General features: G+C 52.8%; 9 protein-coding genes, 1 tRNA gene and 2 pseudogenes. 5 read left to right on the top strand and 7 right to left on the bottom strand.

What is annotated here, in order from left to right:
* Positions 1-48: 48 nt before the first annotated feature.
* From BITS_RS02350 to BITS_RS09435, 3 genes and pseudogenes are all read right to left on the bottom strand, one after another.
* Positions 49-1,581, bottom strand: a complete 1,533-nt coding sequence (locus tag BITS_RS02350; protein ID WP_044259289.1) for an ABC transporter substrate-binding protein — start codon at positions 1,579-1,581, stop codon at positions 49-51.
* Positions 1,582-1,795: 214 nt separating this feature from the next.
* On the bottom strand, positions 1,796-2,461 hold the full coding sequence (gene nth / locus BITS_RS02345) for an endonuclease III (RefSeq protein ID WP_044259286.1): 666 nt from the start codon (positions 2,459-2,461) through the stop codon (positions 1,796-1,798).
* A 188-nt stretch (positions 2,462-2,649) separates the two neighbouring features.
* Positions 2,650-3,338, bottom strand: a pseudogene (locus BITS_RS09435) (winged helix-turn-helix transcriptional regulator); the annotation flags it as partial.
* A 237-nt stretch (positions 3,339-3,575) separates the two neighbouring features.
* On the opposite strand from BITS_RS09435, the gene BITS_RS02335 reads away from it, so the two are divergent.
* Positions 3,576-4,328 (top strand): hypothetical protein, encoded by a 753-nt coding sequence (locus BITS_RS02335; RefSeq protein WP_044259284.1) that lies wholly within the window; start codon positions 3,576-3,578, stop codon positions 4,326-4,328.
* A gap of 9 nt (positions 4,329-4,337) precedes the next feature.
* Here BITS_RS02335 and BITS_RS02330 read toward each other — a convergent pair whose 3' ends face one another.
* From BITS_RS02330 to BITS_RS02320, 3 genes are all read right to left on the bottom strand, one after another.
* Positions 4,338-4,904 carry a manganese efflux pump MntP gene (locus BITS_RS02330; protein WP_026642309.1) on the bottom strand — a complete coding sequence of 189 codons (567 nt, stop codon included), beginning with the start codon at positions 4,902-4,904 and terminating at the stop codon, positions 4,338-4,340.
* Positions 4,905-5,182: 278 nt separating this feature from the next.
* The gene (locus tag BITS_RS02325) at positions 5,183-5,677 is read right to left on the bottom strand and encodes an inorganic diphosphatase (RefSeq protein ID WP_026642310.1); all 495 of its coding nucleotides are present in this window, start codon (positions 5,675-5,677) and stop codon (positions 5,183-5,185) included.
* Between the two features lie 185 nt (positions 5,678-5,862).
* Entirely contained in the window at positions 5,863-8,055 is a 2,193-nt protein-coding gene (locus tag BITS_RS02320) for a maltotransferase domain-containing protein (RefSeq protein ID WP_044259278.1), read from the bottom strand.
* Between BITS_RS02320 and BITS_RS09430 the strand changes: the two genes are divergently transcribed.
* The 4 genes from BITS_RS09430 (at position 8,054) to BITS_RS02300 (ending at position 16,226) form a co-directional block, all read left to right on the top strand.
* On the top strand, positions 8,054-8,338 hold the full coding sequence (locus BITS_RS09430) for a hypothetical protein (protein ID WP_034534006.1): 285 nt from the start codon (positions 8,054-8,056) through the stop codon (positions 8,336-8,338). The two genes, BITS_RS02320 and BITS_RS09430, sit on opposite strands and share 2 nt — an antisense overlap.
* Before the next feature lie 93 nt (positions 8,339-8,431).
* Positions 8,432-10,690 carry a peptidase gene (locus tag BITS_RS02310; RefSeq protein WP_152571242.1) on the top strand — a complete coding sequence of 753 codons (2,259 nt, stop codon included), beginning with the start codon at positions 8,432-8,434 and terminating at the stop codon, positions 10,688-10,690.
* A 630-nt stretch (positions 10,691-11,320) separates the two neighbouring features.
* Positions 11,321-15,946, top strand: coding sequence for a glycosyl hydrolase family 95 catalytic domain-containing protein (locus BITS_RS02305; RefSeq protein ID WP_052366669.1), 4,626 nt, complete (start codon positions 11,321-11,323; stop codon positions 15,944-15,946).
* Between the two features lie 203 nt (positions 15,947-16,149).
* Positions 16,150-16,226, top strand: a tRNA-Met gene (locus BITS_RS02300).
* 117 nt (positions 16,227-16,343) lie between these two features.
* On the opposite strand, the pseudogene BITS_RS09195 reads toward BITS_RS02300, so the two are convergent.
* Positions 16,344-16,552: pseudogene (locus BITS_RS09195) on the bottom strand (IS256 family transposase); the annotation flags it as partial.

The following is a 16,552-nucleotide window of genomic DNA, read 5'->3' as shown; positions in this document are numbered from 1 at the left end:
AATAGTAGAAAGCGTTGGTGACAAGCAACCAGGACCTATTGCCCACGATTATCGTGTAGCCACATCGCGTAGCGGCAGCATATGAGTGGTCATATTGGTTGTGTATCCATCGAGTTTGGATTGAGCGATTATGAAATCCTTGCGCACATACAGCCAATGCGAAGCGGCATCTTGGCTGAGAAGATTGGCATAGGCATTGAGCCTATCCTGATAATCCTTGTCGTTTGTGGCGGCAAGTGCATTGGTATAGGCATCTTGGGTGCTGCCGTTTTGATAATGGAATACCGAATCAGCACTGCTGAAGGCACTGACATCTGTCGTGCCGTCCATCGTGTAGAGAGCCAAGGTGTAATCGCCGCTTTGCATACGAGTATGCAGTGTGGAGTCATCCGCGGCTTGCATATCCACAGTGAAGCCGCTATTTGATTGCAATTGCTGGGCTATGGTCTGTCCAAGATCGGCATACTCATTGGGCACCAGGAAAGTTGCCGTTCCCAGATATGACGACGAGAAATAGGAGAACATCGAACTTGCCGTGGACGGGGAGTACGGGAAGAGATTGGTCAAATCTTCGAAGCCAGGCTCCAGAGGCTTATCGGTCCGCCGAGTGCCTGTGCGGGCGTCGGAGCGTGAAGAGGCGATCGATGCGGCGTCAATGGCGAATCGAGCTGCCTTGCGTGCTTGTTCATCAGAGAATATGGAATCGGTGCCGCTGTTGAATGCTACGAGCACTTTTTCAGTTCCCATGCCTGTCGATATGCACAAGGATGGATCTGCTGACAATGACTCCACATCGGGTGCCGTTTGAGGTAAGGCCAATTGGATATCGTTATGCTGCACCGCTTGGAGTAATGAGTCGTCATCTGCGTAATACCGCAGCGTCACTTGCGAGGATTTGGCTTGTTGCCTCCAATATTGTTCGTTGCGCTGCAGCGTGAGCGAAGAACCTTGTTGATAATCGGACACGGTGAATGGGCCGGAGCCTATGGGAGCCTTTGCATAATCGGGGTTGGCTTGTGAATCATACACAATGCCTGCACGGCTGCTTAGCGTACGTAATAATTGTGGATTCGGAGCGGACAGGGTGAGATTCACGGTGTTCGCTCCGTCGTTTTCCACAGCTGTGAGATTGGTGAGCTGATCATAATCGAGATAGTGCTCATTCACACCCTGTTGCAGCGACCATACGACGTCATTGGCATCCAGGGTGTGGCCGTTGGAAAAGCGCATATTGGCATTCAGCGTGAAGGAGTAATGCAGTCCGTCATCGGAGATCGTCCATTTGCTGGCCAAACCGGGTTGAATGGTATTGGACTGATCCCGTGTCACCAGCGTTTCCATGACATTGCCCAGCAATGCCTGTTCAACGGCGGTGCCTTCCTGTGTGCGTATGTCCAAGGATTCGGGAGCGGTGCGCAAGCCAACGGAAACGGTGGTGTCCGATTGCAGAGTGCTGACTCCAGGAATTATGCTGCGGTGCTGAGTAATCGACCATGCCACCCAGATGATGACGAACAGGGCGGCGGAGATTGCGACAAATAACAGCCAACGTAGCCATGAACTTTGCTTCTTCATACGCATGCTTGTGAGTTTAGCCTGTGGTGTGGCTTGGGTGCCAGTGCAAAGGGAAATATGCTCGGCTTATGTGCAAGTGTAGATGCAAGTGTCTGCGCATATGCATGTGATTGAGATGAGCATATGGATGTGCACGCGTTAATGCAAGTGCAAGACGATAAGGCTGCTGAGTCGCATCGACTTCCTGTGAGTCTTATGCAACGATATCGCATCGTCTTTGTTAGATATGAAAAGCGCTGGGACAGGTTTGCTGCAAGGGGCAATGCGCGCAGTCAGGTGTGCGTGCGTGGCAGATAGCACGGCCGTGGAGGATCAATCTATGTGAAAGATCAGTCCACTCTTCGGCAGGAAAGTAGCTGGTTATTTCCTTTTCGATATGAACCGGATCAGGGTTCGTGGATTTCCAATCTTCGCGCCAACGAAGCCTGCCGGTGACCCGAATCACATGGGTGTCGACAGGGAATCCCGGGATGCCAAAGGCATTGCCAAGAACGACATTGGCGGTTTTTCGGCCCACTCCGGGAAGCGTGACCAAATCCTCCATATTGGAGGGCACCTCTCCATCGAAGCGCTCCATGAGGTCATGGGACAGGGCAATAATATTGCGGCTTTTACTTCGATAAAACCCTAAGGAGTGAATGATATTCTCCACGATTTCAGGATTGGCTGCTGCGAGTTCTTCAGGGCTTGGATATGAGGCAAATAGCGGGGGAGTTACCATATTGACGCGCTTGTCAGTGGTTTGGGCACTTAATACGGTGGCGACCAATAATTCGAAAGGGTTCGTAAAATCCAGCGCGCACTGAGGATCTGGGATTTCTTCACACAGGAGTGCATATTCCTGTTGCATGCGAGCTTTTTGTTGAGCACGTGATTCGCGAGGCATGACTAATCTCGCGGTGTGTTATGTCGTTGGAATTGCGTGGTGTGCGGCTGGGACTTATGGGAATGGGCGGTTGGAAGAGTTTTATGAGCGTCGTGATGCCCGTCCGCAGAATCGGAATGCCCGCCTCTCCGCTCTTCAGCACTGTTGCCGACGGCATTGTGTCCATTGCCATCATCATCTGATCCAACCTGCGAGGCATGCGGAGGGTCAAAACGATAGCCCACATTACGCACAGTGCCGATCAGTTGCTCGTATTCGCTGCCGAGTTTGGCGCGCAAACGGCGAACGTGCACGTCAACGGTTCGGGTGCCGCCGTAATAGTCGTATCCCCACACTTCTTGCAGGAGCTGGGCACGTGTGAATACACGACCCGGATGTTGAACCAAATATTTCAGGAGTTCAAATTCCTTGTATGCCAAATCGATGGGTTTGCCGTGGAGATTTGCGGTGTATCCATCGGTGTCCACCACAAGGTCGCCGGAACGAATCTGCCTGATGGGGTTTCGGCAGTCACATCCTGAGCGGTGCCGCGAATAGGAACTGGCGAAGTTCTTTGTTCCGATGCAAGTCGGAGCCTGCCTTCGACCTCGGCTGGAGAGGCTGAAGTGACCACCATATCCGTAATGCCCCATTGAGCGTTGACCGCTGTGAAACCACCTTCGGTGACGATAAGCATTATGGGAGTGGGCAGTCCGGATGCATGGACGAGATTGCATAGGGTCTTGGCTGAAGCAAGATCATCGCGGGCGTCGAGCAAGAGAACAGTGTTCTCCGGCATTTTCACCAAACTCGAGGCATCCATCGGCAATACGCGTACACGGTGTGAAAGCAAGGCAAGGGATGGCAGAGCGGTGGCTGGGTCGCTGGCGAATGTCATCAGCGTCAAATCAGTCACGCTACCTCCCTTCGTGGATGGCGCGGGTCTCATGCAATGGTGTGAAGCGTTAGTGACAAGTGTATTGCGTAAATACCATAACCTGGTCCCGTAGTGCAGATTGTAGACGCAGGTTGTGGACACGTACGGCTACATTTATTCCTAGATATTGGGTTGATCCGTTGTAAATCGCCGATTGGCGGCGAATGGTGGACGTCGTGCATGCGAGGAGGAATGACTATGACAGATGCACTCACGATGGAGACTCGCAGGAGCGAACGAGGCATTGCCGGTCTGCTCATCGTGCAAGCTGTTGCCTACGTGCTGTTGATCTCTTTGTCGGTTTTTGTTGGGTTGGGCATAGTGCCCATTGAAGCTGTGGTTGTAGCCGCTTTGGCAGTTGTGGTTGTTTTTTTGGTGTGTTGGCCACTGCGTGGAACCATGGTTGACCGCATTATCAGTCTTGTCACTGCAGTGTTGTCAGTGGCAATGGCGACTACAATCCTTGGCGAAATCACGATGTATCCGGTAGTGAGCGCCCAGGAGGCCATGCGCAATATCACAAAGGCCATTTTGTATCCATATGGACGATGGGCTGCCGCCTTTGTGATTTTGCTGGTAGTGCTCACCATAGTTGGATTTGCTCGGCAAATGGCACGCGAGCACAGGACTCATTTGGTGCGCGCACTCTCACACAGCTTGACCAGCGGAGTGGTATCTGCAAGTGTTGCTGGTTGGGTATTCCTGCCTGATCTGATGGTCTATGTGCAATCGGGCTCTCAGAAAGTGAATATTGCCCTTACCATCGTTATCGGAGTTGGGTTGATACTCGGCATTGCGATGGCGGCGGCTTCATGCCTGTGGTGGAAGGAAGCAGATCCGGATCCTCTGATGCCGGCACCTTGGGTCGGGTTTGCATTGATTCCGGTTTTGCTGTTTGGTCTGGTGTCGTACGGTATGAGCCTGACCATGTTGATTATTTTTGGTTGGTGATTCCGGAACTCACCCGATAAAGCCCATGTGTTCCAAAAATACTTTGAGGCCGATAAGAATCAGAATAAGCCCGCCAGCGATCTGTGCGGGCTTTTGCCATCGCGAGCCGAAAACATGCCCCGCATGCAGTCCGATTGCCGATGCTGCACCGGTGACGATGCCAATCGCTGTGATGGCGAAGGGGATATTGACATCCATGAATGCGAAGCTGACCCCAACGGCGAAGGCATCAATGCTGCATGCCACCGCTAGAGGCATCATATGACGCCAGTCGAATTGTGCATCGATGGTTTCATCATTCTCTTCTTCCTTGAATGCTTCGCGAATCATATTGCCGCCGATAAGGGAAAGCAGGATGAGAATAATCCAGTGATCTATTGAAGTGATGTATCGTGTGAGCGTCGCCGCTGCGAAGAAACCGACAAGTGGGAATAGTGCTTGGAGACCGCCGAACCACAATGCGGTTTTCAAGGTATCAATTGGTCTGACACGGCGTGCCGCCAAGCCTTTGCCGATGGACACGGCAAAAGCATCCATGGAAACGGATAGTGAAATAAGCAGAATTTCGATGATCATTGCTGGTGCTACAGGTTCATCCCCATCGGTTCCGCGGGGATGGGCCTCGACGGTTTGACCGCCTACGCCTTACGGACACCGACATAGAGAACTGCCAGACAACACGGCCGGGCTTTGAATTCCAAGCGAATGCTGTTCGCATGCCGTCAACTTACCCGATGTATTCTATCAGATCGGGCATCGCATACGAATAAGCGGGTGTGTACCATGCAAAACATACACACCCGCTTATTGCTTCATGTTCCGCCTATATCGGTCGGAATATGCTCATGCAGAGCTTACTTTTCGGATTCCTCAAGACGCTTGCGTGCTGCGACGATCTCTTCCTCCGCCTTGGCGACACCGGTCCAATAATCGCCTGGCATGACTTCCTTGCCTGGCTCAAGAGCCTTGTACTGCTCAAAGAAGTGCTTGATTTCAGCCTTGTGATATTCGCTCACATCTTCGATGTCCTTGATGTCATCGAAACGCACGTCAGCAGGCACGCACAGCACCTTGTCATCTCCGCCGGCCTCATCAACCATGTGATACAAGCCGACAGCGCGGCATTCGACCACGCAACCGGGGAATACCGAATTCGGGATCATGACCAATGCATCCAGAGGATCGCCGTCTTCGCCCAAGGTGCCCTCAATATATCCGTAATCATCGGGATACCCCATGGCAGTGAACAGGGTGCGATCCAAGAAGACGCGACCGGTCTCGTGGTCGACTTCATACTTATTCTTTGAGCCGCGAGGAATCTCCACGACGACGTTGAAGGTTTCAGCCATATCATGCTCCTTTTGGAACGGTTGATGCTAACAGATATCACCTTACCTCGCAGTACGAACTCGAAAGGCCGCGGAGGAATCCAAAGTGCAGAATGTGATGTCGGCATCACAACGAAAGCCGACGCGACGAATGCGTCGTTCCGTGCGCCGGCTTTGCTTACTTATCGCTCGGTTATGGATTGCATTCAGTCGCGGATGGTGAAGATGTGCGCAACATCCTCCCAAGGAGACAATGACACGAAGTTATCGTCACCCCAAGTGAAATTGCGCCCGGTCAATTCCTCATGCAAGCGGATTTCACCGCTTCCCAACCCCAACTGTTCGCGGTCGATATGAATCATCGCCTGATGATTGTTATGGCCGTCGAGATTCACGATGACGATTACGGTGTCATCCGTGCCTTGCGCATTGGCATGCGCAGGGATATGGCGTGCGAAGGCAAGAATGCTTGGATCGGAGCTCTCCAACAATGTCAGGCTGTGATAGCTCATGCAGGCGGCATGCTCGCGTCGGATGGCATTCAATGAGGTCAGCAACGGCGCAATGCCATACGACTCGGCCTTTGACCAATCGCGCACCTTCACTTCATATTTTTCATTGTCCACTTGTTCTTCGAAGCCGTCGCGCTGCTTGTTCTCGATGAGCTCATATCCGTTGTAGATGCCCCATGAAGGCGAGCCCATGGCCGCCAGCACGGAGCGAACGGCATGGCCTGCGATGCCGTTGTCGCGCACATATGCAGTGAGGATGTCCGGAGTCGTCGGCCAGAACGTATTGTGCTGATAGTATGCATCGTTGCCATTTGACTCCGATAAATACTCTTCCAGCTCCTCCTTGGTGTTTCGCCACGGGAAATAGCAGTGCGACTGAGTGAACCCGACATAGCTGAGCGCTCGCATCATTCCAGGACGGGTGAAGGCTTCGGCCAAGAAGAGGGTTTCAGGATGTTTTTTGGTCACGGAGGCAATGACATCCTGCCAGAATCGCACAGGCTTGGTATGGGGATTATCGACGCGGAAAATGGTGACCCCTGCGTCGATCCACAGATTGAGTATGCGCTCGACCTCGCGCTCAATACCCGGCATATCTGCATTGAAATCGATAGGATAAATGTCTTGATACTTCTTCGGCGGATTCTCGGCGAAGGCTATGGTTCCATCTGGCTTATGCCTGAACCAGTCCGGATGCTGCTTGACCCAAGGATGATCCGGAGAGCATTGAAGTGCGAAGTCAAGTGCTATTTCCAAGCCGAGTTCATGGGCCTTGGCGACGAATTCCTTGAAATCTTCCATAGTGCCCAAGAGCGGATCGACAGTATCGTGGCCTCCCAGTGGCGAACCGATGCCGAAGGGGGATCCGGGGTCATTCGGTCCTGCGACAAGTGTGTTGTTGCGGCCTTTTCTATTGGTGACACCGATCGGGAAGATGGGCGGAAGATACACGACGTCAAAGCCTTCAGCGGCTGCACGTTCCAAACCGGCGACCGAGGAGCGCAGTGTTCCTTGCACGATGGTGTGGTTTTCTGTGTCGTAATATGCGCCTTCGGAACGGGGGAAGAACTGGTACCAAGCGGTGAAGCTTGATTTCGGCCGCTCGACGCGAATCGTCTGTGGCTGAGATGCGGATATGGCATCGCGCAAAGGCTTTGCGGCGTGCAAAGCAGACACTTCGTCATTGTCTGCCGCACCGAGTCGTTCCTGTGGGGTGAGCGATGTGTCTGCCATGATCTTTGCGGCGGAAGTGAGAATATGGCGTTCATGAGACTTGAGATGGGAGTCCTTGGTCTCCGCCCAGCGAGTGAGCAGTTGAGCGCCTGAAAGTAGTGCGTTTTCGGTGTCGTCGTTGACTTTGACCTTGATACGTGCGTCGTGCAGCCATGACAGGTAGGTGTCTTCCCAACCCTCAAGAGTTACGGTCCAGTCGCCAAACTGGCGTTTGATGCTGGAATAGCCGTCTTCCCAAGGCGTGAGATCGCTGTGGTCACCGGCGCGAAGCGTGACTTCCCAACGGTCCAGACCGGGATTGGTGCAGTGCATGGGGGTGCGGGATATTTCCTTGCCCCTTGCATTGCGCAATACTGCGGTGGCTCCGACTTTGGTTCGACCTTCTATGAATACTTGCGCGGTGATCGTGAAGGCTTCGCCCAATTCAACCCCGTGCCGGTAGATTCCGTTTTCTTGGCTGGGCGTGATGTCCATAACGACGATGCGTCCGAATTCCCCGGAAGTAGTTGTGGGAATGCTCGGGGCTGCAACTTCTCCACTGTGCTCGATGTCCTTGGCCTTGGCCGTGCGGCGGGGTTGGTGTTTTGCCAGATTTTCGACAGAAGATTGTGCTTTGCGAGAGAAGTGTGCTTGAGAAGCTGGTCGCTGTGACATGGTTGCTGATGTCTCCTTGATGCCGACCTGGCTGGGTTTTACGTTGCTATGTTGTTGTGGCGGTTGTGAGGTTGATGAAGTTAAGGCATCGGAGGTCACCGTCGACTTGGCTGCCGATGCTGTGGATTTCGTTGATATATTGCGTTTTCTTCTAACTACTTCCATGTCTCTCATTGTATGGGCTTTTTGTAAAGCATTGTTTGCCGTCTCCTTAAATGAAATGGAAATAGGAGATGGAGCGTCAATGGGGCGGCGGAGCTCAGGTGTCGGGGCAATCCTCTGACCACATAGGTGGTATTCGCGTCGACCAAATGACCGAGTGTGACAGGCTCATCACTGTCCGTAGTTAGCGGATTTCAATGATGGAAGGATGGTCATGACTGACGTACGGTTTTTCAAGCGTGCAACTCGGCTGGGAGCACTTATTGTCATAGCGATGCTGACTTTGGCGATATTGCCTGCGCAGGCTTCGGCTGCGACGCTTCATGCCCCGACAATCGGCTGGTATTTGCAATATCGGGTGAATGGTGAGGTGCTGCATATTGGTGTGTTGGCCAAAGACAATGACGGGAACAATTACTATTGCGTTGAGGCCGGCGGTCCTGTGAGCTATGTGAACGGTGCCGACGAGCGCATTCCCGATTCTGATGCTGCACGGCGGATTGCTTGGCTTATGCAGCGATACAAGCACGATCAGGATCCGGCAAAACATGCAGCCATTGGCATTTTGGCTCATGATCATTTTGATGCCAATCCCAGTGTGTGGGCTCAGCACAAGGCGGTTATTGTGCAGACGCATCCTCAATTGCCGACAATGGTTGATGGATTATGGCATGAGGCTGGGCAGCATGCTCCGTCACAGGGTCGGGTTTCAAGTACTTTCACCCAGGGCTTGCGAGAAGGCAATATCGATGTTTCGGTGGTGAATTCGTCAGGAAATGTCATACGCGGCATTGAATACTCGGTGACTTTGCAAGGGCCGGCGCAATTCGAGAATGGCGAATCCCGTATTTCCGGTGTTTCTCAAGATCATGTGATCAAGCATTCGTGGAAAGCAACGGGGGATGGAACGGTCAATGTTGCTGTGGATTACAACATCATGGCCATGGGTCGCGTATTGGGCCCCCAGGATTTGGCGCATCCGGCAACCGCTGAGCAAGCGCGTGGTGAGGCTCTCACCATGACAGTCAAGCAAAGTTTCCAACCGTCGCTGAGCACAACGGTTCGTGATGTGGTGAATGATGCTGAGGAGGAAGTGGTGGACACCGTCACCTCTGGTGTGCAAAGCGCTGAAGATCATTGGGTTCCTGGTTTGGAATTGCAGGCCTATGGCTGGTATTTCTCATTGGACAGGCATCAATTGGGCGAGACGGTAGAGCCAAATTCGGGGGAAGGCGCTCAATCATTCTTGGAAAGGCTGACACGCATGGGCTATCGACCGGTGGCGTATGGTCGGGCTTCGTTCACGGCTCCTGGACAACGGGTAGAAGTGACTGCAACGACTCAGCAGGATGGCAAACAAGTGTATCGTGCTCCGGAATCCGGAGGCTTCGGCACCTGGGTCTGGGCTTTTGACCGTGAACGACTCAGTGAGCAGGCAAAGCAATATGTGCTCAAGGATGTGGTGAGTCCGCTGATGGAGGTCTCGGAAACCAATGTCAATCGCAATAGGGTGAAAGTTTATTCCTCGGTTACCGAACACAGTGCAGTCGTTGGTTCTGAATTAAGCGACACCATTACTGTGTCGGGTTTTCCAGATGACCATGGCTCATTCCTGGGTGATGCGCGGTTTGGATTTGAAGCAGACAATGCTGAGTCACAAGTAAGCGTGTGGTGGTCGGGTGATGCTGCTGCCCCAAGCAATGATGCCAAGTATCGACCTGAAATCATCGAAGAGCCGCAGGAAGACGAACATCATCGCCTTTTGGGAACGTGGCGCTATGCTGCGGTCAACGGCGTCATACGAGTGGGCGGAGGTGTGCCGGATCTTTCCGGAGAGCCCGTGCATATTGTGGCGGAAACTCCCGGTTGGTATGTGTTCGTATGGAAATTTGCAGGGGATGACCGGGTGATGCCGGCTTCCAGCGCCTATAACGATGCTTGGGAGCGTACCAGAGTGGTGGGTGTCGAGTCACCTCGAAAGCCGAGCATAGTGACGCAAGTCAATCGGGACAAAGTGTTTGTGGGGGAGCCTTTCAAAGATACGGCCACGATTACCGGGTCATGTGACACGGGTTCGTATGTGACCTTCAGCGCGTACCAACCTGTTGAGGAGGGTGCGATTCCGGGAATGAATGAGAAGTTGCTGGATGAGGCAAGGGTGGATGTTGATTGCACTAGTGGACGGGCTCGTGTGGACTCTCCCGAAGTGCAAGCGGATTCACCGGGGATTGTGTATTGGAAGGCAACGCTGTGGTCGTCTGAGGGTGATGTGCTCGCCGATCATGAACTCGGGGTCGATGGGGAGCAGGTCGTGGTTGACGAGAAGGAACAAGAAGAAAAAGAAGAGCCGGCCCCCTTGGCGAAAACCGGAGTTTCTCTGTTTCTTCCGCTAGTGCTCGGTCTTGGCGCGCTCGGGACGGGACTTGCCGCCAATTGCCTGCTCCGACGAAGGCAAAGCTTGAAGAGCCGGTAAGGCTGTGCGGTTTTAGGCAGTGCGCGCAATATTTGTGCTTCCATTCGTGCGCACTGTCTATGTATGTATTGGTTGAGTTTCAGCTTTAGGCGGAGATGGCAAAACCTCAAGACAGAAGCTTTCGTGATGAGGGACGGAAAGGTAGTTTGCTTGTGTCGGAGCCGGGACGCTGGATGTTCAGACTGCTATGAGTCTGGATAGAGGGGTGGTTTGCTGGATGGAGGGATGGTTGAATGGATGGGCTGCGAATTCTGGATTGGCCGAGTCGGTGCGCGGAAGTCTGGTGAACAATCGTCTGCTCAGGCACTGTCAATGCAGAAAGAACAGTGACAAAGTGATAGGAAGGTAAGTGAATCAAATCCCTTGATATCACATATTGATATCAAAATATCCAAATGGAAAAGCTTGTAAATTATCGGGTGCTTACTGCATAAAACGCTGAAATAACAAAGATAGTTGCCGATTTCAATACTTAAGTTCACTCGAGTAATCATTCTAAGTCATTAAGTTAGGTGTGCTAACATTACTCTGATTGTTGGTGGTCGATGACGACCGCGAACACGATGATGCAGTGTTGCATCCTTGGCGGTGCGGATTCCCGTGGCGTCATCACATTCAAGGAGCCAGAGTATGAGAATGATTACGGGGACGGGTGGATTTGCAATAGCCCGTTCATGGGTGGCAGTCGGTGCCTCAATAGGCATGTTGGCTGCGGTGACCTTGTCGTCGGCGACAGTCGCCGGTGCTGCTGACACCGAAACAATAGTTGGGAATACCTCTTCGATATTGGTGTCTGCGGATACTACTCTCCAGTCATGGAAGAATGAAAAGAATCAAGACAATGCTGCGAAGTCATATATCGGTGCTCTGCAGCCTCAAGGATATGGCGAATTCGGGGAGGCGTTCGAATCGACCGATACCAATGACGGTACTGACGCAAAGATGGGGTTGCTCTCCTTTGATCTGTCTCGCTACGATTCAACACCTGTTTCAGCAACATTGCGACTGTCGTATTTGGGGTATGCGGGCAGAACCAGCACGGATGAGCAACGCACGGACAGCATAGTCATCACTGCAGTGGATGATACCCAATGCACCAATGATGCAGATTCATGTGCGCCGAATACTGCCACATGGAGAACCAGACCTCGATTTGATGCCACCGATGGACGACAGGTGGCCCGATCCAATGAATTTATTGTCGGTTTGACGAAATACGGCGACAACATGACCGTGTCATCAGCCACTACAGTCGATGTGGATGTGACCGACATAGTCAAAAATCAGATGGAGCAAGGACGCAAGAGCCTTACCCTGGCAATGGGGGAAAGCAAACATATCGACGTTCGGTTCGCAAGCTCCGAAGGTGCGTCCAACCTTTCCGGTGCCGAAGCTTCAATGGCACCTCAGTTGATTGTGCAAGAAGCGGCGAAGCCTTACTCCTTGGAAATTGGTGCCCCGACGAAGACAAGATATCGTCAAGGGGAGTCGTTCCAATCTCAGGGCTTGACTGTTACTCGTGTCAGCACCAGTGATGGGGTGAAAACCGTTTTGAACGCTGATCAGTACACACTGAGTGGGACGGATTATGACACCAATGATGTGGGCGCTCACCCCATCACCGTGCAAGATAACGATGACCCGACTATTAGCGCAACATTTATGGTGTATGTCGCCGGCGACGAGTCGACTGAAGATAGCGAAGATATCACATCGGATGACCGCATGTGGTACGCCCAGCCGGCTTCTCAGACCGATATGCGCCTGGGCTCAGGCGCACCTGCAGCGGTGAGGGAAGAAGACAATAATAGGTGGCAGCAGACCACGCTTCCCATAGGCAATGGAAAATTGGGCGGAACGATCTGGGGCGAAGTGGGTACGGAACGCATAACCCTGAATGAAGAAACCCTGTGGACAGGTGGTCCCGGCAGCACTGCGACATATAACGGTGGTAACAACCAGTCCAAGGGTCGTGACGGGGCAACGTTGCGAGAGCTTAACAAGCAATTGGAATCCGGTAAGGAAACGGTCAATCCCGGCAACCTCACCGGCGGGGAGAATGCCAATGAGCAGGGCGCATACCAGAACTGGGGCAATGTCACCATCGACTATGGCTTCGGCAACGACGCAACCTACGACAATTACATTCGTGATCTGGATCTTTCAACAGGCAAAGCGCATGTTTCTTTCCGCCATGATGGCGTGGATTACTCCCGTGAATTCTTCGTATCCAATCCTGACAATGTGATGGTGTCTCGCCTCGCCGCAAGCGATACCGGAAAGCTCAATCTCACCATTGGGCTGAAAACCAATGCCAGCTTCAGCAAGACGGGTGAAATGTCTACTGTGCATGGAGATACCTTGACCGTGAAAGGCGCTTTGGGTAATAACGGATTGGTATACAACTCCCAAATCAAGGCCGTTGTGGATTCGGGAACCGTTGGGGTAAGCGCGGATGGCACATCCTTGGTGGTGAGCGATGCCACGGTTGTGACGCTTTACGTTGCTGCGGCAACCGATTACAAGGAAGTCTATCCCCAATACCGCACCGGTGAATCGGCGGATGATGTCGACGCTCGAGTCGGCGATGTGGTGCAGGCTGCCGCAAATAAGGGATATAAGTCCCTCAATGCGGCGCATGTCGCCGATCATCGAGGCTTGTATGACCGCGTCCATCTTGATCTGGGTCAAGCCGCTGCACAAGCCTCGAATGAATTGGCCACTGACAAGTTGGTAGAGAAATATGCGAATGGCAGCGCGAGTGTGGCTCAACAGCGCCTACTGGAAACCACCGTCTACCAGTATGGTCGTTATCTCACCATTGGTTCGTCGCGCGAGAACAGCCAACTGCCTTCAAATCTGCAGGGCATCTGGTCGTCCATTTCCGGAGACAGGGCTCATGGTCGTGCTCCGTGGGGTTCGGATTTCCATATGAATGTCAATTTGCAGATGAACTACTGGCCGACATATTCGGGCAGTATGGCGCAACTTGCTGAACCACTCATTGGGTATGCAAAGGGATTGGTGGAGCCTGGACGTGTTACCGCCAAGACTTATGCCGGTGCAAGCACCGCGGAAGGAACGCCCATCGGTGAGGGTGAAGGCTTCATGGCCCATACCGAGAACACGGCGTATGGCTGGACGGCTCCCGGCTTTGCGTTCTCCTGGGGTTGGAGTCCTGCCGCTGTGCCGTGGCTATTGCAGAATGTTTACGAGGCATACGAATATTCAGGAGACCTCGAACAGCTACGCAATGATGTATATCCGCTACTCAAAGAGGAATCTCATTTCTATGTTTCCTATATGTTGCACAAGGCTTCGGCATTGGCGGCTGACGGCAGCGCACGACTGACCACCGGTGTGGCATATTCTCCGGAACATGGTCCTCAGGGCACCGATGGCAATACCTATGAAAGCTCGCTGGTTTGGCAGATGCTCAACGACGCTATCGAATCTGCACAGGCACTTGGAGTAGATGAGGATCTCGTCGGCAATCTGGAAGGATGCTCTGCGGATAACTGGGCAACAACGGATAGCGGTTCATTCTCTGTTGCCAACGCAAATCGTTCTTGGTCCTGTGCGCAATCCTTGCTCAAGCCGATCGAGGTCGGTGCCGATGGGCAGATCAAGGAATGGTATTTTGAAGGCAAACTGGGCAAGAAGACTGATGGCAGCAACATCCCAGGGTATGAGATGAGGCATCGTCATATGTCGCATCTGCTCGGTTTGTTCCCCGGTGATCTGATCACCATCGATGACCCGACCTTTATGGATGCAGCCAAGGTTTCTATGACCAACCGCGGCGATGATGCCACTGGTTGGGGTGTGGGTCAGCGTATCAATGCCTGGGCGCGTACGGGTGATGGCAACCATGCGTATAAGCTCATCAAACTCCAACTGAGCGGAGCGATGTATCCCAATCTCTTTGATGTCCATCCGCCATTCCAGATTGATGGCAACTTTGGCAATACCTCAGGCGTCAATGAGATGCTGCTGCAGTCGAATTCCACTTTCACGGATACCGACGGCGTGCAATACGCAAATTACACCAATATTCTTCCGGCGCTTCCGGACGCTTGGAAGCAGGGAAGTGTGGATGGACTTGTGGCACGTGGGAACTTCACCACAAGCATCTCGTGGTCTGAAGGCTCCATCGACACGGTTTCGCTTGTGTCCAACAAGGGCAACAAGGCTGCGGTCAAGCTTACCGAGGGCGATGCTGATTCGTATGAAGTCAAGCATGATGGAGAAGGTGTCGAATATACCGTCGTCAGTAACTCGCGCGGTGACAAACTCATCACCTTCGATACCACGGCTGGTGAGCGGTATGACATCGTGAAGAAGTCCGTGCCGGAAAAGATCAATGTTGAATCGGTTTCTGTGGACGGAGCTGCGCAGATCACTGCAGGAGAGGATATGACCCTGACTGCAACGGTGACTCCAAACGATGCCACGAACCAAGAAGTGACTTGGTCTTCTTCAAATGAAGAGATCGCCACGGTTGATGCAAACGGCAAAGTGCATGCGGTAAGTGCGGGTCAGGTTATCATCTTCGCCACATCGGTTGACGATCCTACTACTGGCGGCAGCATGACGATCACGGTGACCGCAAATCATACCGATCCCGATCCTCAAGAACCGGAACTGGAAGTAAAGGCAATCGACGCTTCTACAGTCGGATATGAGTATCTTCGTAAAGAACTCAAGCCGGGTGAGGAAATCGCTTTTAATGAGCCACAGGAAGTTGTAGGAGCCCGAAGCAGGGAGGTGATATCAGTGCCTTCGCAAGGGCAGGTGCGCCTAGCCTCGGTTCACTATGTGGCATCTGAGGATGCTCAGCGCGGTGAGGATTCGTTCACAGTGCGATATCTGTTGGATGATACCCATGCCGTGGATGTGGTGTACGCGCCGGTGGTGATGATCGCGAACGAGCCTGGGAATACGCCTGATCCGTCAGAAACCCCCGACGAACCGTCTGAAGGTGACGGCGTCAATAACGGTGGCGGTGATGATAACGGCGACAATGACGGGAAAGACGGCGGCGATGTCGGCAATGGCAGTGATGCCAATGTCGATAACGAGGGCCGTGTTTCGGGTTCCGACCGAAATCTTTCGCACAATGAACCAAAGGAGAAGAAGGTTGCAACGCAACGACGTTTGGCAGCTACTGGATCCGAGATTGCATCCGTTGTGGTTCTGGGAATCTTCGCCTTGGTCGCCGCTATCTTGGCTATGGAATGGAGGCGCCGGCAATAGGTAATCATCAATAGTCGATATCAGGTAATCAGTATTCGTGCTGGTTGGAAGGACAAGTCGGCGTGGGCTAAATAACGCGAGTTATGAGGTCCTCGCCGGCTTAATATCTGAAACTGGGCGATTTACTCAGAGCAAAACGGCGTTTCGGTTTGACAATCTCATATCACCGCTCTACTCTATATAGAGCTGTCTGGAACAGCCGACGCGGGGTGGAGCAGCTCGGTAGCTCGCTGGGCTCATAACCCAGAGGTCCATGGTTCAAATCCATGCCCCGCTACCAATCAAAGCCTAGAAATCATGCGGTTTCTAGGCTTTTTATTTTCCTCTTGTCCTACGCTAGAATGCGGATTTGGACAAATTCTGGGTTATAGGCCAAATTGTGTGTCTGGTGGTGGTTTTATTCGGTGGCGTTTGGGTATCTGGTGCTGGTGTGGAATTCGTTCCAGTCGATGCCGGTTCCGTATCGGTTGGGTATGCCGAACGTTTCGTATGCGCCTTGGGGGCTCCTTTCCCATGCCAGCCTGTGGAGTTCCTCGATTTTCTGGTCGGTGAACGCGTTTTCCACCAGTCCAGGATGCGGGTTCGGGATGTTCGGTGCGTTGGTGG

The sequence above is a fragment of the Bifidobacterium tsurumiense genome (genome assembly GCF_000741765.1).
GTDB classification, from domain to species: domain Bacteria; phylum Actinomycetota; class Actinomycetes; order Actinomycetales; family Bifidobacteriaceae; genus Bifidobacterium; species Bifidobacterium tsurumiense.
The sequence above is the reverse complement of the archived record's forward strand: the minus strand, read 5'-3'. Positions and strand labels throughout refer to the sequence as shown.